The sequence below is a fragment of the Synechococcus sp. CS-1333 genome (genome assembly GCF_025128015.1).
Lineage (GTDB): Bacteria > Cyanobacteriota > Cyanobacteriia > PCC-6307 > Cyanobiaceae > MW101C3.
This window is the reverse complement of record NZ_JAHLYO010000005.1, coordinates 24,759-49,368: the sequence shown is the minus strand read 5'-3', so window position 1 is coordinate 49,368 and position 24,610 is coordinate 24,759. Positions and strand designations below refer to the sequence as shown.

The 24,610-nt window shown below is 68.5% G+C and carries 21 protein-coding genes; 15 read left to right on the top strand and 6 right to left on the bottom strand.

What is annotated here, in order from left to right; translation table 11 throughout:
• Positions 1–510: hypothetical protein (locus tag KQ303_RS00835; RefSeq protein WP_259728771.1), on the bottom strand; the 510-nt coding region annotated here is incomplete at its 3' end.
• Positions 511–579: 69 nt separating this feature from the next.
• Entirely contained in the window at positions 580–2,109 is a 1,530-nt protein-coding gene (locus KQ303_RS00830) for a ferredoxin--nitrite reductase (RefSeq protein WP_259728770.1), read from the bottom strand.
• Positions 2,110–2,348: 239 nt separating this feature from the next.
• On the opposite strand from KQ303_RS00830, the gene KQ303_RS00825 reads away from it, so the two are divergent.
• The 7 genes from KQ303_RS00825 (at position 2,349) to KQ303_RS00795 (ending at position 9,710) form a co-directional block, all read left to right on the top strand.
• Positions 2,349–3,377: an anthranilate phosphoribosyltransferase gene (locus tag KQ303_RS00825; protein ID WP_259728774.1), complete on the top strand. Its 1,029-nt coding sequence runs from the start codon at positions 2,349–2,351 to the stop codon at positions 3,375–3,377.
• Complete coding sequence (locus KQ303_RS00820; protein WP_259728769.1) at positions 3,374–3,862, top strand: nitrate reductase associated protein; 489 nt, start codon at positions 3,374–3,376, stop codon at positions 3,860–3,862. Before KQ303_RS00825 ends, KQ303_RS00820 begins: the two co-directional genes overlap by 4 nt.
• A 175-nt stretch (positions 3,863–4,037) precedes the next feature.
• Positions 4,038–5,354 carry a CmpA/NrtA family ABC transporter substrate-binding protein gene (locus tag KQ303_RS00815; protein ID WP_259728768.1) on the top strand — a complete coding sequence of 439 codons (1,317 nt, stop codon included), beginning with the start codon at positions 4,038–4,040 and terminating at the stop codon, positions 5,352–5,354.
• Positions 5,355–5,390: 36 nt separating this feature from the next.
• Positions 5,391–6,236: a nitrate ABC transporter permease gene (ntrB, locus tag KQ303_RS00810; RefSeq protein WP_259728767.1), complete on the top strand. Its 846-nt coding sequence runs from the start codon at positions 5,391–5,393 to the stop codon at positions 6,234–6,236.
• 3 nt (positions 6,237–6,239) lie between these two features.
• Positions 6,240–8,243, top strand: coding sequence for a nitrate ABC transporter ATP-binding protein (locus KQ303_RS00805; protein ID WP_259728766.1), 2,004 nt, complete (start codon positions 6,240–6,242; stop codon positions 8,241–8,243).
• A 34-nt stretch (positions 8,244–8,277) separates the two neighbouring features.
• Positions 8,278–9,111 carry a nitrate ABC transporter ATP-binding protein gene (locus KQ303_RS00800; protein ID WP_259728765.1) on the top strand — a complete coding sequence of 278 codons (834 nt, stop codon included), beginning with the start codon at positions 8,278–8,280 and terminating at the stop codon, positions 9,109–9,111.
• Between the two features lie 98 nt (positions 9,112–9,209).
• Complete coding sequence (locus KQ303_RS00795; protein ID WP_259728764.1) at positions 9,210–9,710, top strand: Crp/Fnr family transcriptional regulator; 501 nt, start codon at positions 9,210–9,212, stop codon at positions 9,708–9,710.
• 3 nt (positions 9,711–9,713) lie between these two features.
• On the opposite strand, the gene KQ303_RS00790 is transcribed toward KQ303_RS00795, so the two are convergent.
• Positions 9,714–11,912 (bottom strand): molybdopterin oxidoreductase family protein, encoded by a 2,199-nt coding sequence (locus KQ303_RS00790; RefSeq protein ID WP_399232508.1) that lies wholly within the window; start codon positions 11,910–11,912, stop codon positions 9,714–9,716.
• Positions 11,913–12,660: 748 nt separating this feature from the next.
• Complete coding sequence (locus tag KQ303_RS14685) at positions 12,661–12,828, bottom strand: glycosyltransferase (protein ID WP_399232516.1); 168 nt, start codon at positions 12,826–12,828, stop codon at positions 12,661–12,663.
• Positions 12,829–13,368: 540 nt separating this feature from the next.
• On the opposite strand from KQ303_RS14685, the gene KQ303_RS00785 reads away from it, so the two are divergent.
• The 5 genes from KQ303_RS00785 to KQ303_RS00765 all read left to right on the top strand — a co-directional run bounded on the left by KQ303_RS00785 (position 13,369) and on the right by KQ303_RS00765 (position 17,903).
• Positions 13,369–14,472, top strand: coding sequence for an META domain-containing protein (locus KQ303_RS00785; RefSeq protein WP_259728763.1), 1,104 nt, complete (start codon positions 13,369–13,371; stop codon positions 14,470–14,472).
• Positions 14,473–14,775: 303 nt separating this feature from the next.
• Positions 14,776–15,372, top strand: coding sequence for a phosphate-starvation-inducible PsiE family protein (locus KQ303_RS00780; RefSeq protein ID WP_311134091.1), 597 nt, complete (start codon positions 14,776–14,778; stop codon positions 15,370–15,372).
• A complete protein-coding gene (locus KQ303_RS00775; RefSeq protein WP_311134090.1) occupies positions 15,291–16,136 on the top strand; it encodes a carboxylesterase in 846 nt (281 codons plus the stop codon). Before KQ303_RS00780 ends, KQ303_RS00775 begins: the two co-directional genes overlap by 82 nt.
• Complete coding sequence (locus KQ303_RS00770; protein WP_259728761.1) at positions 16,133–16,789, top strand: molybdenum cofactor guanylyltransferase; 657 nt, start codon at positions 16,133–16,135, stop codon at positions 16,787–16,789. The genes KQ303_RS00775 and KQ303_RS00770 overlap by 4 nt, the downstream gene beginning before the upstream one ends.
• 4 nt (positions 16,790–16,793) lie before the next feature.
• The gene (locus KQ303_RS00765) at positions 16,794–17,903 is read left to right on the top strand and encodes a GTP 3',8-cyclase MoaA (RefSeq protein ID WP_259728760.1); all 1,110 of its coding nucleotides are present in this window, start codon (positions 16,794–16,796) and stop codon (positions 17,901–17,903) included.
• 443 nt (positions 17,904–18,346) lie between these two features.
• On the opposite strand, the gene KQ303_RS00760 is transcribed toward KQ303_RS00765, so the two are convergent.
• On the bottom strand, positions 18,347–18,958 hold the full coding sequence (locus tag KQ303_RS00760) for a cysteine hydrolase family protein (RefSeq protein ID WP_259728759.1): 612 nt from the start codon (positions 18,956–18,958) through the stop codon (positions 18,347–18,349).
• Between the two features lie 79 nt (positions 18,959–19,037).
• Here KQ303_RS00760 and KQ303_RS00755 point away from each other — a divergent pair, with 79 nt between their 5' ends.
• Genes KQ303_RS00755 through KQ303_RS00745 form a run of 3 tightly spaced genes read left to right on the top strand, consistent with a single transcriptional unit; the run spans position 19,038 to position 21,864 of the window.
• Positions 19,038–20,429: a glutamine synthetase gene (locus KQ303_RS00755; protein ID WP_259728758.1), complete on the top strand. Its 1,392-nt coding sequence runs from the start codon at positions 19,038–19,040 to the stop codon at positions 20,427–20,429.
• Positions 20,430–20,476: 47 nt separating this feature from the next.
• The gene (locus KQ303_RS00750; RefSeq protein WP_259728757.1) at positions 20,477–20,677 is read left to right on the top strand and encodes a hypothetical protein; all 201 of its coding nucleotides are present in this window, start codon (positions 20,477–20,479) and stop codon (positions 20,675–20,677) included.
• The gene (locus KQ303_RS00745; RefSeq protein ID WP_259728756.1) at positions 20,674–21,864 is read left to right on the top strand and encodes an MFS transporter; all 1,191 of its coding nucleotides are present in this window, start codon (positions 20,674–20,676) and stop codon (positions 21,862–21,864) included. Before KQ303_RS00750 ends, KQ303_RS00745 begins: the two co-directional genes overlap by 4 nt.
• Here the strand turns inward: KQ303_RS00745 and KQ303_RS00740 are convergent.
• Complete coding sequence (locus KQ303_RS00740; RefSeq protein ID WP_259728755.1) at positions 21,861–24,128, bottom strand: FdhF/YdeP family oxidoreductase; 2,268 nt, start codon at positions 24,126–24,128, stop codon at positions 21,861–21,863. The two genes, KQ303_RS00745 and KQ303_RS00740, sit on opposite strands and share 4 nt — an antisense overlap.
• Between the last annotated feature and the right edge of the window lie 482 nt (positions 24,129–24,610).

Here is a 24,610-nt window from a genome sequence, read left to right as displayed (position 1 = left end):
CTGCGAGAGCGTGCGGCGCAGCGCCGGCAGCGGCCAGCTGGACAGGCCCACCGCCAGCCCTTCCAGCGCCGCACGGCGCTGCGCGGCCGGGCCCGGCGCCAGCGCCAGCCGGCTGAGCAGGGCGGCATCGGCGGGATCCCGCTGGTGGCCGAGCAACGGCAGCAGCAGGGGGGCCTGCTGGGGAGCGCGCGCCAGCGCCTGCCGCAACAGCTCGGCGCAGCTGGCCTCGCGCCTCCGCCCGATCCGCTCGCCCAGGGCCGGATCGGGCGGGTCCTGCCGCAACCACCAGGCCAGCAGCCGGGGCGCACTGCTGGAATCCAACCGCTCGGCCAGCACGGTGAGCAGGTCGGCCTCCGCGGGCACGCTGCCCGCTTCCAGTGCCGTGAGCCAGGGGGCCAGCTCCAGCTGCGGCCGTCGCCGGAGTTGCTGCAGCCACGGCCAGCGGGCGGGATCACCCGCCGGTGGCAGCTGGGCCGGATCGCCGCTCGGATCGCCGTCGCGAGGCAGCATCGGGTTCGCGGTGGCTGGCTGGTTGGCTGTTCTAGCAATCAGGAGCCTGCGCCACCGGCCCACTCCGGATCAGGCCGGGAGGGCCCGCGGCCGGGCGCCGAACCGCTCCACCAGAATCTGCTCCAGCGCCTCAGGCAGCTCGCTGAGCGGAATGCCCTTGTCGTGCAGCTCCGCCAGCCGGGGATCGGCCCCCATCGAGCCGCCCAGGAACACCTTCACCGCTTCCACCATTTCGCCGTCCTTGCGGGCCTTGGCCCCCATCAGCCCGATCGAGCCCATGTAGGGCTGGCCGCAGGCATTGGGGCAGCCGGTCCAATGGGTGCGCACGCCATGGGGCACCTCCAGGCGCCGCTCCAGTTCCTCAACCACCGCCTGGGCCGTGCTCTTGGTGGGGATCAGCGCGAAGCTGCAGTAGCGGTTGCCGGTGCAGCTCACCGCTTCCGCCGCCAGCGCACCGGGATCCACGCGGAAGTGCCGCAGCAGCGGTTCGGCCAGCAGCGCCTCCAGCCGATCGCCAGGCACATCTGCGATCAGGGCGTTCTGGCTTTCGCTCAGGCGCAGCCCGCCGCTGCCGTAGGTGCGGGCCAGCCGGGCCAGGTCGCCCATCCCATCAGCGTGCAGCCGACCCATCGGCACATGCAGGCCCACCCAGTGCAGACCCGGCTGCTTCTGGGCGTGCACGCCACAGATGTCCCGCGGAGCGCGGCACACCAGATGGGAGCCGTCATGGGGCACCAGGGCGGCGGCGGCAGCAGCGCCGGCCACGGCGCCGTAGCTCTCCACCACCTCCGCCCGGTAGCAGTCGAGCCCGAGCGCATCGATCAGGTACATCAGGCGGGTCTTGTTGCGGTTGCTGCGGTCGCCCTGCCGTTCGTAGTGACGCAGCACCGCGAGCGTGAAGGCCGGCAGCTGATCGGCCTGCAGCCACAACCCCAGCGGGATCGCCAGCTCGTTGCGCTGGGCTGAGAAGAAGCCGCCCACCATCACGGTGAAGCCCAGCGTGCCGTCGTGGAACGCGGGCAGAAAGGCGAGGTCGTTGTGCAGCAGGAAGGAGTCGGGGGCGCCGCCCACCGCCACGTTGAACTTGCGTGGCAGGTTGCGAGGACCGTCGGGCCCCAGCACCGCAGCCTGGATGCGGTCCACCAGCGGCCGGGTGTCGATGAACTCCTCGGGGTCGATGCCGGCCAGAGGGTTGCCGGTCACGTTGCGGGGGTTGTCGTGGCCCGACTGGCGGCTGGTCAGGCCCACCCGCTCGAGCGCCGCCATCAGCGGCGGCATGTCCTCCAGCAGCAGGCCGCGCAGCTGGATGTTCTGACGGGTGGTGATGTCGGCGCTCCCGTGGCTGCCGCATCGATCCACGGCCTCCGCCAGCACGTCCAGCTGGTCGGCGTGGATCACGCCGTTGGGCAGCCGCAGCCGCAGCATGAAGCGCCCGGGCGTGACCGGCCGGAAAAAGATGCCCAGCCACTTGAGATGGATGGTGAGGGTGGCCTCATCGAGGGATTCCCAGCCTGCGGCGCTCAGTTCACTCAGCCGCGGCGCCAGATCCAGACCACAGAAGCCGGCCTTGGCCTGCTCCACCTTGTTGAGCGTCGCCATGGAGGGAAGGGAAACGAGAGGGAGAACACCGATCGGGCCGGCGGCCGGATCACCCGGGAATCACCGCAGAGACTGCTGGAGAGACCACTACAGAGAGGGCAGAGTTCGCAGCGGGCCTGCGCATGCCTAATGATCGGACTCCTTACCCTTTCAGCCGGAGCCCCGGAGTCTTGTCGCAGGTGGCACTGATTTCTGCCGTGGAGGGCAACAGCGCCCCAGGCGCCGCCCGCCGCCCTGCGCTGGCGCCGGAGGTGCTGCGCTTCCGCGAGCTGCTCGCCAAGGTGGGCAGCGGCGAGCACACCAGCACCGGCCTGACCCGCGCCGAGGCCCGCGAAGCCACCGATCTGATGCTGCTGGGGCCGGTGAGCGATGCTCAGCTGGGTGCGTTCCTGATCGCCCATCGCATCCGCCGTCCCTCGCCGCTTGAGCTGGCCGGCATGCTCGACAGCTACCGCGCGCACGGCCCGGTGCTGCGCACCCCCGGCCAGCGGCCGCTCTGCTTCGGGGTGCCTTACGACGGCCGCAGCCGCACCGCGCCACTGCTGCCGTTGCTGGCCCTGCTGCTGGCGGCCGCCGGTCAGCCGGTGGTGCTGCACGGCGGTGCTCCGATGCCGGTGAAGTACGGCATCAGCCTCGCTGAGCTGTTCGCTGCCCTCGGCATCGACTGGCGGCAGCTCAGCCTGGCCGACCTGCAGCAGCGGCTGGAGAGCCAGGGCCTGGCCCTCACCCACCAGCCCTGCCACTTCCCGGCTGCCGAACGGCTGCTGCCGATCCGTGAGGCGATCGGCAAGCGGCCGCCGGTGGCCAGCCTGGAACTGCTCTGGACCCCCCACCAGGGCGAGCACCTCCTGGTGAGCGGCTTCGTTCATCCCCCCACCGAGGCCCGCGCCTGGGAGGCGTTGGCCCATGCCGGCGAAACCGATCTGCTCACGGTCAAGGGGCTGGAGGGCTCCACCGACCTGCCCACCAGCCGCGCCGGCATCACCGCCCGGGGCCGCGATGGCGTGATCACCCGCCTGCTGGTCCATCCCCGCGACCATGGCCTCTGCGGCCCCGAGGTGCCCTGGCAGAACCTGGAGCTCTGGCGCGAGCAGGCGCTGGCGGCGCTGCAGGGCGAGGGACCGCTGGCGGAGTCGCTGCTCTGGAACCTGGGGGTGTACCTCTGGCTGGCCGAGCGCTGCGACAGCCTGCCGGCAGGGCTCGACCAGGCCCGCGCCCTGCTGGCCGCCCGCTGCGGCGAAAAGCTGCGCCAGGATCTGGCCCCATGAGCCTGCCTGCGCGCGCCAGCCACGACCGCTGCTTCGGCTTTGAGGCCGATTTCGTCGCCGATCTGCGCTGTCTGCCGATGGCGGTGCGGCGCAAGCTCGATCTGGCGGGAGTGAAGCTCAAGCTCAGCCACTGGCAGGCCCTAGGCGCAGCGGAGCGCGAGGGGTTGCTGGCCTGGCCCGATCAGCCCCTCGCGATCGAGGCCCTGCGCCAATGGCTGCTGCAACGCACGGCCGTCATGGCCGCCGGCCCGGCCCGGCCCCTGCCGCCGGCCCAGCTGGAAGCCCTGCCCAGTGCGGCCGACGGGGAGGCGCTGCCGGCGGTGCTCGCGGCGGCCTGCCGGCAGCTGGGCACGCCGCTCAGCCTGGCGCAATGGCAGGGCCTCGATGAGCTGCAGCGCTTCGCCCTGGTGAAGCTCAGCCATCCGGGGCATGAACACCGCAACCTGCCGCGAGCGCTACAGGAATTCGGGCTGTCGTGTGGCTGAACGCTGCAAAGCCCGGCCGTCGGTAACAACCGGCACCATCAATCGGGCCCTGGCCGTGATGACGTAGGCGGGTTGGTCAGCCTGTGCGCCAACCTTGCCGGCTCGGTGCGCTTCGTTCATGAGGCCCGTCCGGATTGCGTGATCCGCATCCAGACCTTCGTGACACCCCAGCCCCATGCCGAACCTTTCGCGCCGTAAGTTCCTCGTGACCGCCGCCGGCACCACGGCCGGCGCCCTCTGGTTGAGCGCCTGCGGCGGCAAACAGCCGGACAGTGCCTCAGCGCCGGCCGCCAGCGGCGGCGGTGGGGATGTGGAAGTGGAAGTGAAGGGCGCCACGCTCGGCTTCATTGCCCTCACCGATTCAGCGCCGGTGATCATTGCCCAGGAAAAGGGCTTTTTCGCCAAGCACGGCATGCCCGAGGTGAAGGTGGTCAAGCAGACCTCCTGGGCCGCCACCCGCGACAACCTGGAACTCGGCACCGCGGGCGGCGGCATTGATGGCGCCCACATCCTCACGCCGATGCCGTTGTTGCTCACGGCCGGCAAGATCACCAAGTCGAACCAGCCGCTGCCGATGGTGACGCTGGCGCGCCTGAATCTCCAGGGACAGGGCATCTCCGCGGCCGAGGCTTTCCTGCCCGAAAAGCTCACGATCGACAACAAGGCGGGTCTGGAGGCGGCTGTGGCCGCTGCAGGCGCCAAAGGCAAGAAGTTCAAGGCGGCGGTGACCTTCCCCGGCGGCACCCATGACCTCTGGATGCGCTACTGGCTGGCGGCCCATGGCATTGATCCCAACACAGCTGCCGATCTGGTGGTGATTCCGCCGCCGCAGATGGTGGCGAACATGCAGACCGGCACGATGGACACCTTCTGTGTGGGTGAGCCCTGGAATGGGCGCCTGGTCAACAAGAAGCTGGGCTACACCGTGGCCCAGACCGGTGAACTGTGGAAGCTTCATCCGGAGAAAGCCTTCTCCATGCGAGCCGATTGGGTGGAGCAGAACCCCAAGGCCACCCTGGCCCTGCTGAAGGGGGTGCTGGAAGCTCAGATGTGGTGTGATGATCCCGCCAATCTTGACGAGATGTGCACGATCCTCGCCAAAGATAAATACATCAAGGCCACTGTCGACGACATCAAGCCCCGCCTGGCCGGCAATGTGGACTACGGCGATGGCCGGGTGGTGAAGGACAGCCCCTACAGGATGCGCTTCTGGGCCGACAGTGCCTCCTTCCCCTACAAGAGCCACGAGAAGTGGTTCGTGACTGAGGACATGCGCTGGGGTTATCTACCCGCCTCTACGGATATCGATGCGTTGGTGAACAAAGTGAACCGCGCCGATCTCTGGAAGGAGGCCGCCAAGGCGATCGGCCAGGAGAAGGCCATCCCCGCCTCCGATTCCCGCGGCAAGGAAACGTTCTTTGATGGCGTGGTCTTCGATCCTGAAGATCCCAAGGCTTATCTCGACGCTCTCAAGATCAAAGCCCTGGCCTGAGCGACTGTCCGTCGCCATTGATCACCCCCACCCTTCATGACCCTCACCGCTGTGAACGGCAGGCGGCGCCCTCGCCAGCGCCAAAGCCAACGCCGTTCCACCCTTCTCGCCACAATCCTCCCTTACCTGCTCTGCATCGGTGGGTTTCTGATCGTCTGGCAGGTGCTCTCCGGCCTGCTGGGCGCTGATCGTCTGCCGGGGCCCATCAAGGTGGTGACAGACACCTGGGACCCTTACATCAGCCAGCCCTTTTTTGATGATGGCGGCACCAGCAAAGGGCTGGGCTGGCAGATTCTGATTTCTCTGCAACGGGTGGCTCTGGGCTATGGCCTGGCGGCCATCGTTGGTATCGCCATGGGTGGCTTGCTGGGCCTGAACCGGTTCGTGGGCAAGGGCTTCGATCCGGTGATCCAGGTTTTGCGCACGGTGCCGCCACTGGCCTGGTTCCCGATCTCCCTGATGGTGTTTCAGAACGCCGATAAGTCGGCGATCTTCGTGATCTTCATCACCTCCATCTGGCCGATCATCATCAACACGGCCGTGGGCATCCGTGAGATCCCTCAGGATTACACCAACGTGTCGCGCGTGCTGCGGCTGCGCAAGCGCGCGTACATCCGGGAGATCGTGATTCCCGCCACCGTTCCCTATGTGTTCACCGGTCTGCGCATCGCCGTGGGCCTGGCCTGGTTGGCGATCGTGGCGGCGGAGATGCTCAAGGCCGATGGCGGCATCGGCTATTTCATCTGGGATGCCTACAACGCCGGTGGTGAGTCGAGCGCCAGCCAGATTGTGCTGGCGATTGTGTATGTGGGCGTTGTCGGTCTGTGCCTCGATCGGCTGGTGGCGTTTGCCGGCCGGCGTGTGAGCAGCGGGGCCTCCTGAGCCATGCCTGCCCTGCTCACCGTCGACAACGTCACCCAGGCGTTTCCGCTCAAGAACGGCGGCACCTATGTGGCCCTCAAGGACATCTTCCTGCAGATCGCCGAAGGTGAGTTCGTCACCCTGATCGGCCATTCCGGTTGCGGTAAATCCACCCTGCTGGATCTGCTGGCGGGCCTCACCCTGGCCACGGAGGGCGGCATCCTGATGAGCGGTCAGGAGGTCACCGAACCCGGCCCCGACCGGATGGTGGTGTTCCAGAACTATTCGCTGCTGCCCTGGAAAACGGTGCGCGAGAACATCGCTCTCGCCGTGGACAACGTGATGCCCAGGATTTCCCGGGAGGAGCGGCGCGAGATCGTGGACCGCAACATCAAGCTGGTGAAGCTCACGCCAGCGGCGGATAAGTATCCCGCCGAGATCTCTGGCGGCATGAAGCAACGGGTGGCGATCGCCCGGGCCCTGGCGATCCGCCCCAAGCTGCTGCTGCTCGATGAGCCCTTCGGTGCCCTCGATGCGCTCACGCGCGGCAACCTGCAGACCCAGCTGATGGAGATCTGCCAGGAGGCCAAGGTCACCGCCGTGATGGTCACCCACGACGTGGACGAAGCCCTGCTGCTCTCCGATCGCGTGGTGATGCTCACCAATGGCCCGGAGGCCTACATCGGCCAGATCCTCGATGTGCCGCTGGCCCGGCCCCGCTCCCAGCTCACCGCCGTCGAAGACCCCACCTACTACGGCCTGCGCGCGGAGGTGGTCACCTTCCTCAACCAGCAGCGTGATGCCCGCCAGCAGCGCTTCAGACCCAGGGGCGCTGTGGCCTCAGGAACGCTGGAAAAGGTGAATCTGGAGATCGGCTTTGTGCCGCTCACCGATTGCGCCCCGCTGGTGATGGCCCTTGAAGGCGGCTTCTTCGCCAGGTACGGGCTGGATCAGGTCACCCTGCGGCGCGAAACCAACTGGAAAACCCTGGAGGCCAACCTGCGCCAGGGCGTGCTGGATGCGGCCCAGATGGTGGCGGGGCTGCCCTTCGCCATGACCCTCGGCAGCCAGGGGCGCCGCCCGGTGCCGATCACCTCGGCGCTCACGCTCTCGCGCAACGGCAATGCCATCACGCTGCACCGCCGGTTTCATGAGGCCGGCGTGCGCACCGCGGCGGAGTTCAAGGCCTGGATCGCCGCCAATCCTGGCCATAAGCCGGTCCTGGCCATGGTGCACCCCGCCTCCATGCACAACCTGATGCTGCGGGCCTGGTTGGTGTCCGCCGGCATCGACCCCAGCAGCCACGTGGAGCTGATCGTGATCCCGCCCGCCCAGATGGTGGCAACGCTCAAGGCCGGCACGATCGATGGCTTCTGTGTGGGCGAGCCCTGGAACTCCCGCGCCGTGCAGGAGGGGCACGGCACCGTGATCGCCACCGACACCGACCTCTGGGACGGCCATGGCGAGAAGGTGCTCGGTGTGCGGGAAGACTGGGCCGCCGCCCACCCCCATACCCATCAGGCTCTGCTCTGCGCCCTGCTGGAGGCCTGCCGCCACTGCGAAGACCCGACCAACCGCCAGGAGCTGGCCCAGCTGCTGGCCCGCCCCGAATACGTGGGCACCAGCCCTGATGTGCTGCTGCCCGGCCTGGCCCAGGCCTACGACCGCGGCACCGGTGCGCCGGCGCTGATTCCCGGTTTCAACCGCTTCTTCGGGCCTGGCGTCAATGCTCCCGATCGCGCCGAGGCCACCTGGATCCTCACCCAGCTGGCGCGCTGGAACGTCTGCCCCTTCCCAAGCAACTGGGAGGAGGTGCTCAACCGGGTGCAGCGCCCGGATCTGTTCGGCAAGGCGGCCGCCGCCCTGGGCCTGCCCGCCGAGCCGCCCCGCCCCACCCCGGTGGGTTTCTTCGGCGCCGAGCAGCTCGATCCCGCCGACCCCGCCGCCTACGTGCAGGGGCTGAAGCAGCAGCGCCCGCTGCGCATCGAGGCCGTGGTGCTGCCAACGGCGCCGGCCGCCGCCACCTGACCCCGCCCCGCCTTTCGCCCCCGCCCACTCCCCCATGCAGACCCTCAGCTCAACGGCGGCCAGCACCAGCCGTGCCACCGGCGCCTATCTGGAGATTGACGGGGTCACCAAGGTGTATCCCAGCGCCCGGGGGCCCCACACCGTGCTCGACGGTGTGCATCTGTCCGTGGCGGAGGGGGAGTTCGTGTGCCTGATCGGCCATTCCGGCTGTGGCAAATCCACCCTGCTCGACATGGTGTCGGGATTCCGCCAGCCCACCACCGGCGAGGTGCGGCTGAACGGGGAGCGCATCGTTGATCCTGGCCCCGACCGCATGGTGGTGTTCCAGAACTATTCGCTGCTGCCCTGGTTAAGCGCCTACGACAACATCGCCCTGGCGGTGAACAATGTGTTCCCCGAACTGCAGCGCAACGGCCAGGCCAAGGCGATCGTGGAGGAGCACCTGGCGCTGGTGGGCCTCAGCGAAGCGGCCCACAAGAAGCCGGGAAGTCTGTCGGGGGGGATGAAGCAGCGGGTGTCGATCGCCCGCGCCCTGGCGCTCAAACCGAAGGTGCTGCTGCTCGATGAACCGTTCGGGGCGCTCGATCCGATCACGCGCGAGGAACTGCAGGAGGAGCTGCTCAAGATCTGGGCCGATCACCGCGTGACGGTGCTGATGATCACCCACGACATCGATGAAGCCCTGTTCCTGGCCGACCGGGTGGTGATGATGACCAACGGTCCCGCCGCCACGATCGGCGAGGTGCTCGAGCTGCCGTTCGCCCGCCCGCGTGTGCGGGCCCGCCTGCTGGAGCAGCCCGAATACTTCGACCTGCGCAATCGCGCGCTCGATTTCCTCTACCGCCGCTACGCCCACGACGACACGTGAGGGCCGCCCTGCCACTTCATCAGTCCTTCCGTCAGCTGACGATGGCGGTGGGCCAGACCTTGCTTCTGGATGGCGGCAATGCCGCCTCAGCCTCGCCCATGCGTGTCCACTCCGGCATCCTGCGGGTGTTTTTGCTGGCCTCCTCGGGCCAGGACATCACGATCGGCTTTCTTCAACCGGGTGAAGTCTGCGATGCCCTGGCCCTGCGCCGCGATTGGGTGGGCCTGGAAGCTCTCTCCGTGGTGCAGATCGAACGGGTGGAGCGCACCGAAATGCTGGGCGTTCGCACGGACCTCAACACCTGGGCCCTGGAGTTGCTGATGATCCGCCACCACTCCGACACCGAACAGCGATTGAAGGCGCTGCTGGCCTTACTGGTGGAGCGCCTGGGACGCCGCAATGGTCTCTGGTACGAGTTGCCGCTGCGGATCACCCATGAGCGCCTGGCCGAACTGATCGGGAACACCCGCGTCACCGTCACCAAGATGCTCACCCGCTTGCGTCAGTCGGGCCTGGTGGATGGCCAGCTCACTGGCAGGGGCTCAGCTCTTCTGCGCCTCTCGCCTGAGCTGGTGGAGGCGATGCTGCCGATCAGCTGAATCTCAGCCGGCGATCTCCGCCCGCTCCACCCGCACTGCCGCTGCCTTGAGCTCTGGCTGCTTCGAGATCGGGCAGCCGAGGGCATGCATCAGCCGGTTGGCCTCACACACTTGCTCCTGGGCGGCACCCCAGTGCATCGGCAGGAACACCGTGCCCGGGCGAATTCGATCAGTGATCTGCACCTTCACGGTCAGCTCACCGCGACGGGAGCTCACCCGTGCGAGGGCGCCCTCCTCGAGGTTGCAGCAGCTGGCATCTGCTGGGTGGATCTCCAGCAGGGGCTCTGGATGGCTGCGACATACCCGCTCCACATGGACGGTGCGGGTCATGGTGTGCCAATGGCCGAGGTACCGCCCCACCGTGAGCACCAGGGGGAAGCCGTCATCCGGCGGTTCCGCCAGCCCCAGCGGTTGCTGGGCCAGCAGGCGGGCCTTGCCGTTAGCGGTGGGGTAGACCCCCTCGGTGTGCAGCCGTGGCTGGCCGCCCCCCGCCGCTGTGCCAGCCGGGAACGGCCATTGCTGGGGCCCGTGTTCGGCCAGCAGGGCGTGGCTCAGGCCGCTGTGATCGCAGAGCCTCCCGGCGGTGATCGACGCGAACTCGGCGTAGACCTCGGCTGCGGAGCCGTAGGCGAACTGCTTGGAAAACCCCAGCCGGCGGCCCAGCTCCGCGAAGATCGCCCAGTCGGGGCGGGCCTCGCCGGGGGCCTGCCGGAAGGCATGCGACAAGGTGACCCGGCGCTCCGAGTTGGTCATCACGCCCTCTTTTTCGCTCCACTGGGCAGCCGGCAGCACCAGATGGGCCACCGCTTCGGTTTCGGTGCCCGCGTAGGCCTCGCTCAGCACCACCAGGGGGCATTGGGCCACCGCCTGGCGCACCCGATCCAGCGACGGCAGGCTCACCAGCGGGTTGGTGGCTGCCACCCACCACAGGCCCAGTTCGCCGCGCTCCATCGCTTCGATCTGCTCCCACACCGAGAGCCCATCGCGCGCTGAGATCGCGCCGGGGGGAAAGCCCCAGTGCTGCTCGATCGCGGCCCGGTGGCTGGCCTCGTGGATCGAGCGGTAGCCGGGCAGCAGCGCAGCCAGGCCGCCGGCTTCCCGCCCACCCATGGCATTGGGCTGGCCGGTGAGGGAGAACGGACCGGCCCCGGGCTTGCCGATCTGGCCCGTGACCAGATGCAGGTTGATGATCCCCGCCACTGTGGCGGTGCCCTCCACGCTCTGATTCACCCCCATCGACCAGAGGCTGAGCACGCCGGAGCTGGCGGCCCAGAGTGACGCCAGGCGCCGCAGCGCCTCCTCCTCGATGCCGCAGAGGGCGCAGACCCGCTCCGGCGTCCAGCCCGCCCAGAGGGCCGCCAGCTCAGCGAACCCATCGGCGCAGGCCGCCACCCGCTCCGGATCCACCGCCCCCAGCTGCAGCAAAAGATGACCCACGCCATGCAGCAGGACCAGATCCGTGCCCGGACGAATGGCCAGATGCAGGTCGGCCGCTGCGCTGGTGGCGGTGGCCCTGGGGTCGACCACGATGATCTGCAGCGCCTCCTTCTGGTGCCGCTTGCGCTTGAGCAGCCGCTGAAAGAGCACCGGGTGGCAGTCGGCGGTGTTGGTGCCGATCAGCAGCACCGTGCCTGCTAAGTCGAGGTCGTCGTAGCAGCAGGGGGGGCCATCGGAGCCCAGGCTGAGCTTATAGCCCGACACGGCCGAGCTCATGCACAGCCGCGAATTGGCATCGAAATTGTTGGTGCCGAGGGCCCCTTTGATCAGCTTGTTGGCGACGTAATAGTCCTCGGTGAGAAACTGGCCCGAGCCATACATCGCGATCGCGCCCGATCCACGCTCCGCCTGAATCACCTGGATCCGCTCCACCAGGATCGTGAAGGCTCGCTCCCAGCTGATCGCCTCAAAGGGTTGGTCGCGCTGCTCGCGCCACAACGGTGTGCTCAGGCGGTTGCGATCGAGGGTTTCGGCCACCGTGGCCCCTTTCACGCACACCTGGCCGAGGGAGGAAGGGTGCAGCCGGTCTCCGCGCACCGTCCAGGAATCAGCGCTGTAGTCAGTGGCGTCAAGAGCCGCCGCCGCCGGCTTGAGCTCCAGCCCACAACCCACGCCGCAGTAGGGGCATTGGGCACGGGCAGAAGACAGCACGGAAGAAGGTTCGAACACCACAGCGACGGCCAACGGCTCCGTCGGAGCGCTCACCAATCGTGCCGGATGATCCTAACCAAGTCGTGCGATCACCAGGTGCCGGTGTCGGCGGAGTGGACTCCGAGAGGGTGTGGTTATGCAAGGTAAGATGATGCTCCGCCTGATGACCTTGCGCCTGGACCATGGCGCTGTGGATTCCGTCAGAGGGTCAAGCCCACGCGCGATGCAGCAGCCCCTGCGCATGGCCGGCAGGCCAGCGAAGGAAGCCAGCCCTGCGGCGATAGCGGGGATCACCATCCAAGGTGTGGCTACTGAGCAGCTGGTGACGGCAGCCACCAGGAGAGCCCATCAACGCGCAAGCTGCATCAGGGAGTGCCTCAGCATGGGAGCCATGCGCCATTCATTCCACTTTCTCTGACCTTCTATAGGCTCGCTGTTTGGAGGCCAGCTGGCGATTGCCGGTTTGATTCGCAGCCTCTGATCGAGCAGAGTGCGACCATTCATGCAGTCATGGCTGAAGCTCACTAGCTGAATACATCAGGCTGCGCAGTTTGCCCCGCGCCATTTTTAAGGTGGGAATCGAGCGAGTTAGCCGTTGATCGGTGGCTGCTATTCCAAGTGGCTTGAAGGGACGCTGGCCGGCGAAAGCGGTTCGATCCAATAGTGCAAATCATCGATCTTGATAATGTTCTGCATAATCTGCATGCCATGATTTGATCTTACCTAAGAGCTGAGTAATCCCATCGAAAAAGCTGGCATCGGCTTTGCCTTTCGATGGGTTCCACTTCGGATCGAGCGTCAATCAGCCGCCTGCCAAGGCCATAGTCAGGGCATCCTGGCCCATTGGCTCAAGCACGTCGTGGTTGTCTTGAGCAATGTTTAGAACATTGGCATGGATCTGGCGAAGTCGCCAGGCGTCCAAGTTCATTACGATGACTCCTGATTTAAAATAATGGAGAGGATCTTTCAGCTTTAAGTTGCAGCGGAGGCGTTGCTACTGCTTTGGGCTTGCGATGCCGCCGTCAATAGCACAAGCTCTGGATTTAGCTTGTAGATCCAGGATCTGCAAGTCGTTCAAGTCTGAGCAAACGATCTAATCCGTATCCAGGTAGTGCAGCGGGACACCTCGTGAATAAAACGTAGCTCGCCCTCTTGATTCAGCTCGTTACCATCGCGAACTGGCCACACGGTCTTGCATGGCTCCTGGCATTCCTTCGCGGTGCCCTGATTTCATGTGGCAGGCGTTCCAGGCAATCATCGTGTCGTGATCTGACCGCTGTTCGGCTGCCTTTGTGTTTCTGAGGCGGTGGCCCATGCGTTCGGGCGGGTGCTCAGGCGTCGGTAGCCATGGTCTGGCTGTGAGGCAGCCGCCTGTACGTTCAAAGTCGTCACCTTGAACGCGCCAACCGTGCCGATGCCGATGCCGCACCGCGCTTTGCGGTGGCGTGTTGCCCGCGCCACTGAAGAGGCTCGCCGGGCACGGGGCCTTTTGCCCGGAATGGGGCGCGGGATGGTGGTCGCCCTGGTGGCTGTGATCACGGCACCGGTGCTGGCCGCGTCCACCGGTGCCGGCGCCTTGATCAGCCAGCGGCCCCCCACCGACAGCAGCACGCGGCGGCCTTCACCACCGGCCTCGCTCGGCCCCCTCCCCGCTAGCTGGCAGGGGGATCTTCCCGGTGCGGGCGGCCCGGTCCGCTGGCATCTCGACCTGGCCGCCGATGGCACCTATCAACTGCGGCAGACATCCCTGAGCCGGCCGAAGCCCCAGGCGTTTGATGCCATCGGCCGTTGGCGGCTGGAGCCCGGCACGGGGCGGCTGGAGCTCAGCCGTGGCAGTGAGCCCCCGCTGCTTCTGCAGCCGCTTGCCGCCGGGGCGGCGCTGCGCCAGCTCAACTCCCAGGTGGGTGCGGCCTCTGCCAACGCCAACGACCGGCTGACGCGCCTGCCCCAGGCCGCGCCCATCGACCCGCGCCTGCAGCTCACGGGTCTGTTCTCCTACATGGCCGATGCGGCCAGCATCCGCCTGTGCGCCACCGGCCAGCGCTTGCCCGTGGCGATGGAGGCCGGCTACCTGGCCCTGGAGCGTGCCTACCTGGCGGCCTGCCCGGCAGACCGACCGGGCCAGCCGCTGCTGGTGAGCCTGCAGGGACTGATCACCCAACGGCCGTCGATGGAGCAGGGCCAGCCGCCACGCCGCACCCTGGTGGTGGAGAGCTTCTTGGCCCTCACCCCCGGCCGGGGTTGCCCCAGGGAGGCGCCCCCGCTGCGGGGCACCACCTGGCGGCTGGAGGGCCTTGGCGGCCAGAAGCTGGTCGCGCCGCCTGGCGCTCAGCCGATCGAGCTGCAGCTCTCGGCCGAGCGCCTGCAGCTGGCCGGCAGTGGCGGTTGCAATCGCCTGATGGGCGGCTTCAGCCTTGAGGGGACAGCGATACGCTTCCCCCAGCTGGCGAGCACGCGCATGGGCTGCAGCCCGCCGGTGATGGAGCTTGAGCAGCGCTACAGCGATGCCCTGGAGCGGGTGCGCCGCTGGCGCATCGATCAGCACCATCTGCTGCTGCAGGACGCCAGCGGAACAACCTTGCTGCGCTTCCGCCTGGCTCCGCAGGAGGGGTGATCAGGGGCAGGGGTGACGGTCAAGCGGGGGAATCAGGCGGAGGGGCGATCGGCGAAAGGACCGTCGGGGGCTGGTCGGATCTGGCGGGGGTGTTCAGCTCAGGCCGCTCAGAACAGTGCGATCAGAGCCTCGCGCCCCGATCCACGAGCAAGACCTCTCAAGCTGTCCCCCGATCAATGACCCCCCAGTCAGTGAAGCCCCAAGTGAATGACGTCCCAATCAGTGCAATAAGGTCTACCTATCTATAGGTAATTGACCGATAAGTTGGCGCCCCATAGGCTGCGATCCATTCGGTCAAGGTTCATGCAGGACACTCTCGCCAGCCCAACAAGCCCAATCACCGAGCAAGGCCGCGGTTCGCCCGACAGCACCCCAGCTGCGGCCCCACCCCCGGCCACCCCTGCAGCCGCCACGATCACTGCAACCGGCAGCGTTCCCTGGCATCAGCTGTTCCGGCGCGTGCAGATCGTGCAGACCCTGGAGGCGGTGCAGGACCTGATTGCGGTGGCGCTGTGTGTGGGCCTGTTCTGGGTGATGGTGCTGCAGATGCGGGAGATCTACTCCACGCTGATGAGCACGCCGCGCTTTCACGCCATCACAGCCGACATCCTGTTCATCCTCATCCTGGTGGAGTTGTTCCGGCTGCTGATCATCTATCTGCAGGAGCAGCGTGTGTCGATCGGGGTGTCGGTGGAGATCGCGATCGTGTCGGTGTTGCGAGAGGTGATCGTGAAGGGCGTGCTCGAAACCGACTGGCACCAGATCCTGGCCGTGTGTCTGTTCCTGATCACCATGGCGGTGCTGATGGTGGTGCGCGTGTGGCTGCCGCCCACCTTTGCCGGGGTGAATCCAGAAGCGCGGATGTCGGCGCGGGTCAGACTGGACCATCACTCCCCCTGAGCGTCTCCCTGGCCCCCCTCGGTGTGCTGTTGCTGCATGGATTCGCGGGGAGCCCGGATTCCGTGCGCGTGCTCGTGGCCCCGCTGAAAGCGCTCGGTGTACCCCTGGCTCTGCCCACCCTGCCGGGCCATGGCGGTGCCAGCCCCGAGGCGCTGCGGGGCGTGACCTGGCCCGCTTGGATGGCGGCAGCCAACGCCGCCATGGAGGAGCTGTGCACCCGGGCCGAGCGGGTGATCGTGGTGGGCAACAGCATGGGCGGTCTGATCGCCCTGCAGCTCGCCGCCGACCACCCGACCCTGATCGACAGCGTGGTGCTGGCGTCGGCGCCGATTCAGCTCACCTCCCCGCTGGCCCCGGGCGGGCCCCTGGCTCCGCTCACGCCCCTGATTCTGGTTGTGCTGCCGCGCTGGCCCCTGCGCAAGCGCTACGCCGATCCGGCCCTGGCCGCCGGCGACACCAGCTACGTGTGGGCGCCGATCGGGGCGATCGCCACCTTGCTCGATTTCATCCGCCATACCCGCACCCGCCTCACGGCGGTGCAGGCCCCGGTGCTGATCCTGCAGGGCCGCCGCGACCCGGTGGTGGCGCCGGCGTCGGTGGCGATCCTGCTGCAGGAACTGGGCAGCCCGGTTGAGCAACGGCAGGTGGTGTGGTTCGAGCGCAGCCTGCATGAGCTGTTCCGTGATGGCGAGCGGGAGGCCGCCGCAGCCTGCGTGGCAGGCTTCGTGCAGCAGCGCCTGGCCCTGGTGCCCCCCCCTGCATGAGCACAGCACCGCTGCGCTGCTGTCTGCTGAGCGGGGGGGGCAGCCGGCGCATGGGCACCGACAAGGCGCTGCTGCCCCATCCCGAGGGCGGCACCTGGCTGGAGCGCAGCCTGCGGCTGCTGCTGAGCCTGGAGAGGCCCGTCTGCCTGCTCAGCCGCCACCGCGCCCATCGCCTGCTGGCCCCGGCGCCGGTGGAGGTGATCGATGAACCGCCCCCCTGGGACGGACCGCTCACGGCCCTCGCCCGCCTGATGGACCGCTACCCCGGCGACCGTCTGCTGCTCTGTCCGGTGGACATGCCCTGGCTCGATCGCCCCAGCCTGGAGGCCCTGATCGCTGCCGGCACGGAGGCAGGTGGTACGGAGACAGATGGCACGGGGCCAGCTGGGGCGGCCGTTCCCGCCGGCACCCTGCTCACCGCCCATGACGGCCGGCGGGATCAGCCGCTGCTGGGGATCTATCCGGCCACGGCGGCCAACCGCGCCGCCCTGCGGCTGTATCTCGCGGCCGGTGACCGGCGCCTGCTGGGCTGGCTGCAGCGGCGCGGGCACCGGCCCGTGCCGCTGCCGGCGGCGGCGTTGCGGAACTGCAACCGACCAACGGCCTGGCCCGGCCCCTGGCTCGTCACTTCCCAGGCCATTCCGCCAGGGTGAGCCGATGACCGGGCCCTCCTCGCCGTTGCCGCCTGCCTCAGCGGGCGCCCCCCCTCTGCGCGACCGGCTGGGCCGCCCGCCTGGGGTGCTGCGCCTCTCGCTCACGGCCCGCTGCAACCTGGCCTGCCCGTACTGCTGCCCGGACGCCGAGGATCCGCCGGAGCTGCTCACCCACGAGGAGCGGCTGCTGCTGGTGAGCGAGGCGGCGGCGCTCGGCTTCCGCACCCTGCGGCTCACAGGCGGCGAGCCGCTGCTGCACCCCGGCGTGGAGGCCCTTGTGGCGGCGCTGCGGCCGTTGCGTCAGGCGGCGGGTACAGCACGGCTCGAGGCGATCGCTCTCACCACCAACGGCCTGCTGCTCACGGCGGAGCGGGCCCAGCGGCTGCGGCAGGCCGGCCTTGACCGGCTCACGGTGAGCCTCGATGGCACCGACGGCGCCAGCGTGGCCCGCATGGGCGGGCTGCGAGGCGGCGCGGCGGCTGGCGATCGGGCCCTGGCCACGATCCTGGCGGCCCTTGATCACGCCCAGTCGGCGGGCTTCGATCCGGCGGCGGGGGCGCTGAAGCTCAATGCCGTGATCACCTGCGGCCGCAACGACGACCAGCTGCTGCCCCTGGCGGACCTGGCACGGCAGCGCGGCATTGAGCTGCGGCTGATCGAATACATGGATGTGGGCAACCGCAACGGCTGGGCGCCCGAGCAGGTGCTGCCGGCCCAGGAGATGGTGCAGCGGATCGGCGAACGCTGGCCCCTGGAGCCGGTGGGCCGCAGTGCCCATGGCACCGCTGCCCGCTGGCGCTACCGCGATGGCGGTGGCAGCGGCGGCCCGGGTGGCAGCCACCTGGCGGTGGTGGCCTCGATCTCGGCGCCGTTCTGCGGCGACTGCAACCGCCTGCGTGTCACCGCCGACGGCGTGGCCTACAGCTGCCTGTTCGCCGCCACTGGCCTCGATCTCAAGCCCTGGCTGCGGCCCGGCCCGGATCCGGCCGGCCTGGGCGCCGCTTTGAGCGGCCAGTGGCGGGCGCGCCGCGACCGCTACAGCGAGGAGCGTCAGGAGCAGACGCTGGAGGCCGCGCAGCGCCCCCACGCCGAAATGGCCTATCTGGGGGGGTGAGCGCCCTGTCGAGGGTGCAGGGATTGCGGAGCTTGAAGCTGGTGCTGCTCTAGGGGTTGAGCGTCACATCGGCCACAAGCAGCTTGCAGTTCTGGCGCTTGTTCAGCTCACTCATCACGATGGCCATGCCGGTCTCTGCCGCCTCGCGTCAGCGAGCCGATGCCTGCCGCCCAGCAGCCAGTCAGTGCAGGGCGGCAAGGCTGGAATCAGCGTCGCGACCAGTCATGGCATGCCACGCCACGTGCGAAACGAAAGACTGAGAACGAAGGGAATCCTGAGCAAATGTCCAGGACGATGTGCTCGATTGGTGCCATTCCCGGGGCTAATCTTTGGGGTGGCCCATCTCCCTCTTCCGGTTCGATTTCTGCACCGGGTGATAGCCAACACAGCCACACGAGCAAGGGCATGGCTTGCAGCAAGGAAATGGCTTGCAGGTATTGGCTTCAGGCGGATACGGCGATGAATTCCGTCACCGTGCACAGCCTCCCGTAGCCGCGGAAGCAGCTCAGCGCCGCTCGGTGGCGCTCGGCCGATTCGGCCATGCAGGCGTCGATCAGGCAGGTCACGGTGTAGCCGCGATCCGCCGCATCTTTCACGGTGTGGTCGATGCACTGATCCGTGAGCAGGCCCGCCACCACCAGCTCGGTGATACCGATGTTGCGCAGCAGGTAATCGAGGTTGGTGGAGTTGAACGGCGACGAGGAGCTTTTGGGCAGCACCAGCTCATCGGCCAGCGGTGCCAGCGGGGCGATCACCTGGGCCTCCCAGCTGCCCGGCGCGAAACCCAGGCCCGAGCGCTTGTAGTCGAGGCTGCGGTCGCGGCCATCGGCGGTGAGGTTGGCGATCACGGTGTGGATCACCTCCAGGCCGCTCCGGCGGGCATGGTCCAGCGCCTGCTCCAGCCGAGGCAGGACCGCCGCCTGGAAGTGGGCGTCGAAGCCGGGCGGCCGGGGCGATGGGGAAAGCTGGCTGGTTTCAGTGCTGCCCGCACGACCAGTCGCCGGCCCACAGGTACCGTTCTGGACATCGACCAGGAGCAGGGCTGCGGGAGCCAAGGAAGCCGGAGCTGTGGCCACCACGATGGCCTGTGGCGCCGAATCGGGCAATGATTTCCGGGCCCGTGGCTGCCATGCCGTGCCGGACCTCCCCCCTCCCATCGCCAGTCGTGACGTGGCAGACGACGAAGCCGCTCTGCAGATGGCCGAACTGCTGGAGCGCGGCCTGCGCCGGTTGGCTATCACCTTTGTGAACCACGCCGGCTCGGTGCTGGTGAAGGGGGTGCCGTTGGAGCGGCTGGTGCTGGTGGCCAACCAGGGAGTGGGCTTTTCACCAGTGGCTGATGCCTTCGGGGCCACGGGCTTGATCGATCCGCAGCAGAGCCTGGCCCGGCCAGATGGTGACCTGCGCCTGAAGCCCGATCTCACGGCCCTGCGCCCCCTCGATCCGGCCTCCGGCTGGGCCTGGGCTCCCGGCGTGCGGCACGACCGCAGCGGTGGGATCAATGCCCTCGATCAGCGCGGCTTCTGTGCCCGGCAGCAGGCGTCTTTCGCCGCGGCCGGCCTGAGCGCCCTGGCCGGCTTCGAGATCGAGTGGATGGTGGGACTGCCCCAACCGGGCGGTGAGGCCGGCGGCTGGACCCCGGCGGTGATGGGCGGTCCCTACGGCGCCGATCGCCTGGTGCAGGGGCTCGATTACCTCACGGCCGTGGCCGAGGCTCTCGATGCGGCCGAGCTGCCCTGGCTGCAGCTGCATCCGGAGTACGGCGCCGGCCAGTTTGAACTGTCGCTGGCGGCGGCGACCCCGCTCGAGGCCGCTGATCGCCTCGTGGCGGCACGTCTGGTGATCCAGCAGGTGAGCCGCCGCTTCGGCTGGATCTCCAGCTTTGCCCCTGTGGTGACATCTGATCTGGTGGGCAACGGCGGCCACCTGCATCTGAGCGTGGCGGACCAGGGCGTGCCGCTCCTCGGTGGCGGTCCGGGCACCGCCGGCCTCACGGCACGGGGGGAGGCGCTGCTGGCGGGTCTGCTGGAGCAGTTGCCTGCCCTGATGCCCCTGGCCTGCGGCCTGGCGGTGTCGTATGTGCGGCTTGCGCCGGGCCGCTGGGCGGCACCGTTTCAGGTGTGGGGGGTGGAGAACAGGGAGGCGGCCCTGCGGCTGGTGCCGGCCGGCGGGGGCGAGCCCGGCCACCTGGAACTCAAGGTGGCCGACCTAAGCGCCAACCCCTATCTGCTGATGGGCGCGGTGCTTGGGGTGGCGCAGGACGCCCTGCGGCACCCCCGGGTCCTGCGCCCGCCGCTCAGCGGCGATCCCGCCTCGGTGCCCCCAGCCGAAGCGCCGCGGCTGCCCAAGTCGCTCTCGGAGGCGCTGCTGGCGTTGGAGGCCAGTCAGGTGCTGCGGGAGGTCATGGGGGAGGTTCTGCTGCGCACCGTGGCGGAGTCACGCCAGGCGGAGGTGCGCCGCAGCGAAGCCCTTTCCGACGAGGACTTGATCGCCTCCACCCGCGCTTGGCCCCTCACTGGACTCTGAGCATGAATGAATCGAGCGCCATGGACCCCCCATTGAGACCCACGCCCATGGACCCCGTTGGCGATCGCGTGGAACTGGCGAGCCGATCCGAGTCTCCTGCCATCGTGCTGGCCCACGCCGCGGTCTGCTCCGGTGAGCGTCCCGATCCGCATGTGTTCGCGGCGTCCCTGTCCGCGGCGGTGACAGCCCTGCGCCGGCTCCCAGACCTGGCCGCCCTGCATGGGAGCCAGCCCGACTGGCGGCCATGAGCACCGGACCTTCAGCTTCCATTCACTGGCGCCTGGCCTGGGGCGTGGTGGCTCTGCAGATGGCCCTGCTGCTGGGCTGGATGATCTACAGGGCCTACCAGCCGGCCCTGCTCAGCAGCCATGGATTCAGCCGGCTACTGCTCCCCTTTGCCCTACTGCCCGGCTTGATGGGGCTGGTGATTGAACCGTTGACGGGCTGGCTTTCCGACCGCCGCGACCCGAGCGCACGGGGCCGGCTGCTGCCTGTGAGTGTGGCGGTACTGGTGGCCGGCCTGATCTTTCTTGGGGTGGTAGGCCTGTTGAACCGCGGCATCCCCGCCGGCAGCCTGCTGCTGCCGCTGGTGATGGTGGCCTGGATGGTGGCGGTGCAGAGCTCGGCCAGCCCGGCACTGGCGGTGCTGCATGAGGCGGCCCCCCTGCGCCAGCTGCCACGCGTCGCGGCGCTGTTGACCTGTGCGCAGGGGCTGCTGGGAGCCCTTGAAGCTCCGCTCACCGCCGCGGCCGTGCGGCTGGGGCCAGCCCTCACCTGTACCCTGGGTGCAGCCGTGCTGGGCCTGGGGCTCGTCGTGCTGCGATGGTTGCCGCCGTTTCCTCCTGCCCGTAGGGAGCCCGCCATTGCCGTGCGCGTTCCGCCCCGCCAGGCCCTGCACCTGCTGGCCATGGCCCTGGCCGTGGGTGTGGTCACAACGTGTCTGCTGACGCTCCTGCCCCGGGTGCCTTTGGGTGGGTCGTCGCTGTCCTCCGGCGGACACCTGGTGGCAGCCGTGCTGATCGTCTCGGCGCTGGTGGCCCCCTGGGGAGGTCATCTGGTGAGCCGCTGGGGGAGGCAACGCAGCCTGAGGATCGCCCTGGCCGCGTTGGCGGCCCTGCTCGCCCTCATGGTGCTTGGCCCAGCCGTTTTGCGCCCAGCCCTGCTGCCGCTGCTGGGTCTGGCCCACAGCCTCGTGTCCACCAGCCTCACAGCCGCGGCCCTGGCTACCCTGCCCGCCACCAGCGCGGGGTTGGGTGCTGGCCTGGTGCTGGGGGGGGCGGGAGCCGCTGGCGCCCTGCTGAGCATGGTCTTCACCAGTGACGGACCCGTTGCCGCCGGACCGCTGCTGGCCTTGGTGGCCGCGGCGACGGGTCTGGCGTTCGCTGCCGGAGCATGCCTCTCTGCGGGGGATGGACGGCGTGATGGCTCGGCCTAACCGGTGGCGATAGGCCCGCTGCGCACCAGCACCGGCACCCGCTTGAAGGCTGGAGTGCCGCTGCGATGATCGATGGCGGCGCGGAAGATCGCGTTCACCTCGGGGTAGAACATCAGGCCGGCGCCGGCGCGGATCTCGCCGGGAATCACTTCCACGTCGCTGAGGGCACCGGCTTCGCCCTGCACGGTCACGCGCTGGTGGGCGCGCAGGCCGCAGCGGGCCAGATCGCCCCGGTTCATCAGGATGGTGTTGCGGTGCGGCATGCCGCGGTACGCATCGCCCGGCTTGTACACCACGGTGTTGTGCTGGGAGTAGCTGCGGGCGGTGATCAGGGCCAGCACCAGGCCCTCTTCCCCCTGCGCCAGGCCGCCGAAATGGGCCGGCTCAGGCAGCGTGAGCGCCGGCAGGGGTGTGGGCTCCATCCGTGCTTTCCCCGACGGCGTGGGGAAGCTGGGCTGCTCGAACACCCGCCCCGCCACGCTGAACTCACGCTTGGTGGCATCGATCGTGGCGATCGCGCCGTAGCCCGGCACGGTGCGGGCGATCAGCTCTCGCACGTAGATGGGATCCTGCAGGCGGCCCCAGTCGATCGGATCGCTGCCCAGCCGCCGCCGGGCCAGCTCGGCCAGGAAGCCCAGCTCGCTGATCAGGTCGGCGTGCTTCAGGTGTGAGCGGCCCGGATCGTTGAAGCGCACGAAATTGTTACCCGATTCGGTGGTGGTGGCGTGGGGCGTTTCGAAGCGGTTGAACACCGGCAGCACCAGGGTGCGGCGGCGCCCTAGCCCGTGGAAGTGCCCCTGGTTGGGCTTGGTGGCCAGGTAGAAGATCGTGTCGATGCGGCCGAGGGCCTGCTTGGCCTCGCTGGAATCCGGGTTGGCGCCCCAGAGGTTGCCGCCAAGGCACAGCAGGGTGTCCACCGCACCGGCGCCGGCGGCCGCGATCAGGGCGCGGGTGTCGTAGCCGGGCACGCGGCTGAGCGGGCGCCCCAGCAGCCGCTCCAGCGCCTGCTGCATCTCGGCCCGCAGCTTCACCGTGACGCCCATCGAGCCGAAGCCCTGCACGTTGGAGTGGCCGCGGATCGGCATGGTGCCGGCCCCGGGCTTGCCGGCGTTGCCGCTCAGCAGCGCCGTGTTGGCGATCGCGTGCACGTTGGTGGTGCCGTTGCTGTGGTGGGTGATGCCCATCGCCCAGGCGAACACCACGCCCTTGGCCCGGGCGATCACCGCGGCGGTATGGCTGAGTTCCTCGCGGCTGAGGCCGCAGCAGGCGGTGATCGCCTCCCATGGGGTGGCGCACAGCTGCTCCAGCACTGCCTCGGATCCTTCGGTGTGGTCGCGCAGGAAGTCGTGGCGCACCTGGCCCGCTTCCTGCAGCGCCTTCTGCAGGCCCAGGAACACGGCGGTGTCGGAGCCGGGCACCGGCTGCAGGAACAGCGTGGCGATCTCCGAGCCCCGCAGCATCGACTTGATCGGAAAGGCGGGCGAGCCGAACTTCAGCAGCCCCACCTCCAGCACCGGGTTGATCACGATCACGCTGCCGCCGCGTTCACGCAGGCGGATCAGCTCGTTCATCAGCCGCGGATGGTTGGCGGGGGCATTGGAGCCCACCAGCACCACACAGTCGGCCTGCTGCAGGTTTTCGAGGCTCACCATCGAGGTGCCCGAGCCGAACACCTCGCCCAGCCCCACGGTGGAGGGGGCGTGGCAGAGATCGGAGCAGTCGGCCAGGTTGTTGGAGCCCATCGCCCGCAGCAACAGCTGCAGCAGGTAGGCGGCCTCGTTGGAGGAACGGCCGGAGCTGTAGGAGGCCACCCGTTCCGGCGGGCGGCGGAAGGCGGCGTCGGCCAGCTCGAACACGTCGTCCCAGCCGAGGCGCTCGTAATGGCTGCGGCCCTCGCGCAGGATCAGCGGATGGCTGAGGCGGCCGAGCCGGTCGGCCTCGAGCGAACTGAGCTGCTGCAGCATCGCCAGGCTGCGCTCGGCGAACACCCCCTCCGGCACCGCCGGCTGCAGTTCCGCCGCGATCGCCTCCACGCTCTTGAGGCAGCGCTGCAGCGGCTCGCCCAGCTCATCGACGAAGCCACCGTTCTGACCGCCCGTGCCCCAGGCGCAGGAGAGACAGGCGCTCTTGTGCAGGAGGGTCTGCCAGAGCAGGGGGCCACGGGGCGAGAGGGTGGCCTTGGCCCAGCCGTCGATCACCGGCCAGCCGCCGCCGATCGTCGGGGTGGCTGCATTCGCTGCAGAAGAGTCGTTGCCGGGCTCCATGCCAAGCCGCCGCCTGAGGAATGTCCACTCTGGCGGGTGTGGCGGCGGCCGTGCTGGCATGGAGCCCCGGCGGCCTCAGGGCCGCGTTGGCTCTTTGAGCCTGGTTGGCTGCCCGCAGGCTCTTCCGGCTGTCCTGAGCCGTGGGTTCCCGCCCGCTCGCAGGTCTGAACGATGGGCCTGTCCCTGGTCATTGCCAAAGGCACCTACGGGGACATTTCCCCGATGCTGGCCCTGGCCAGCACCTGGCTGAGAGTCTGCGCAGCGGTAGTGACGCTGCAAGAACAAACAATGGGAAACCATGGTATAAAGATTGCGCGAACGTATGCTTATGTGCCGGGCGTTCCAGATTGCTCATTGTCTCGGCTTGAAGAAGGGCTGCGACTGTGTGCAGTGCCGCAGGCATCTGTGTCTCTCATGGCTGCCAGTTGTCGGTGGTTCTGATGGTTGAGCATCGCGCGTGGCAATCGCAGGGCGTTGCTGAA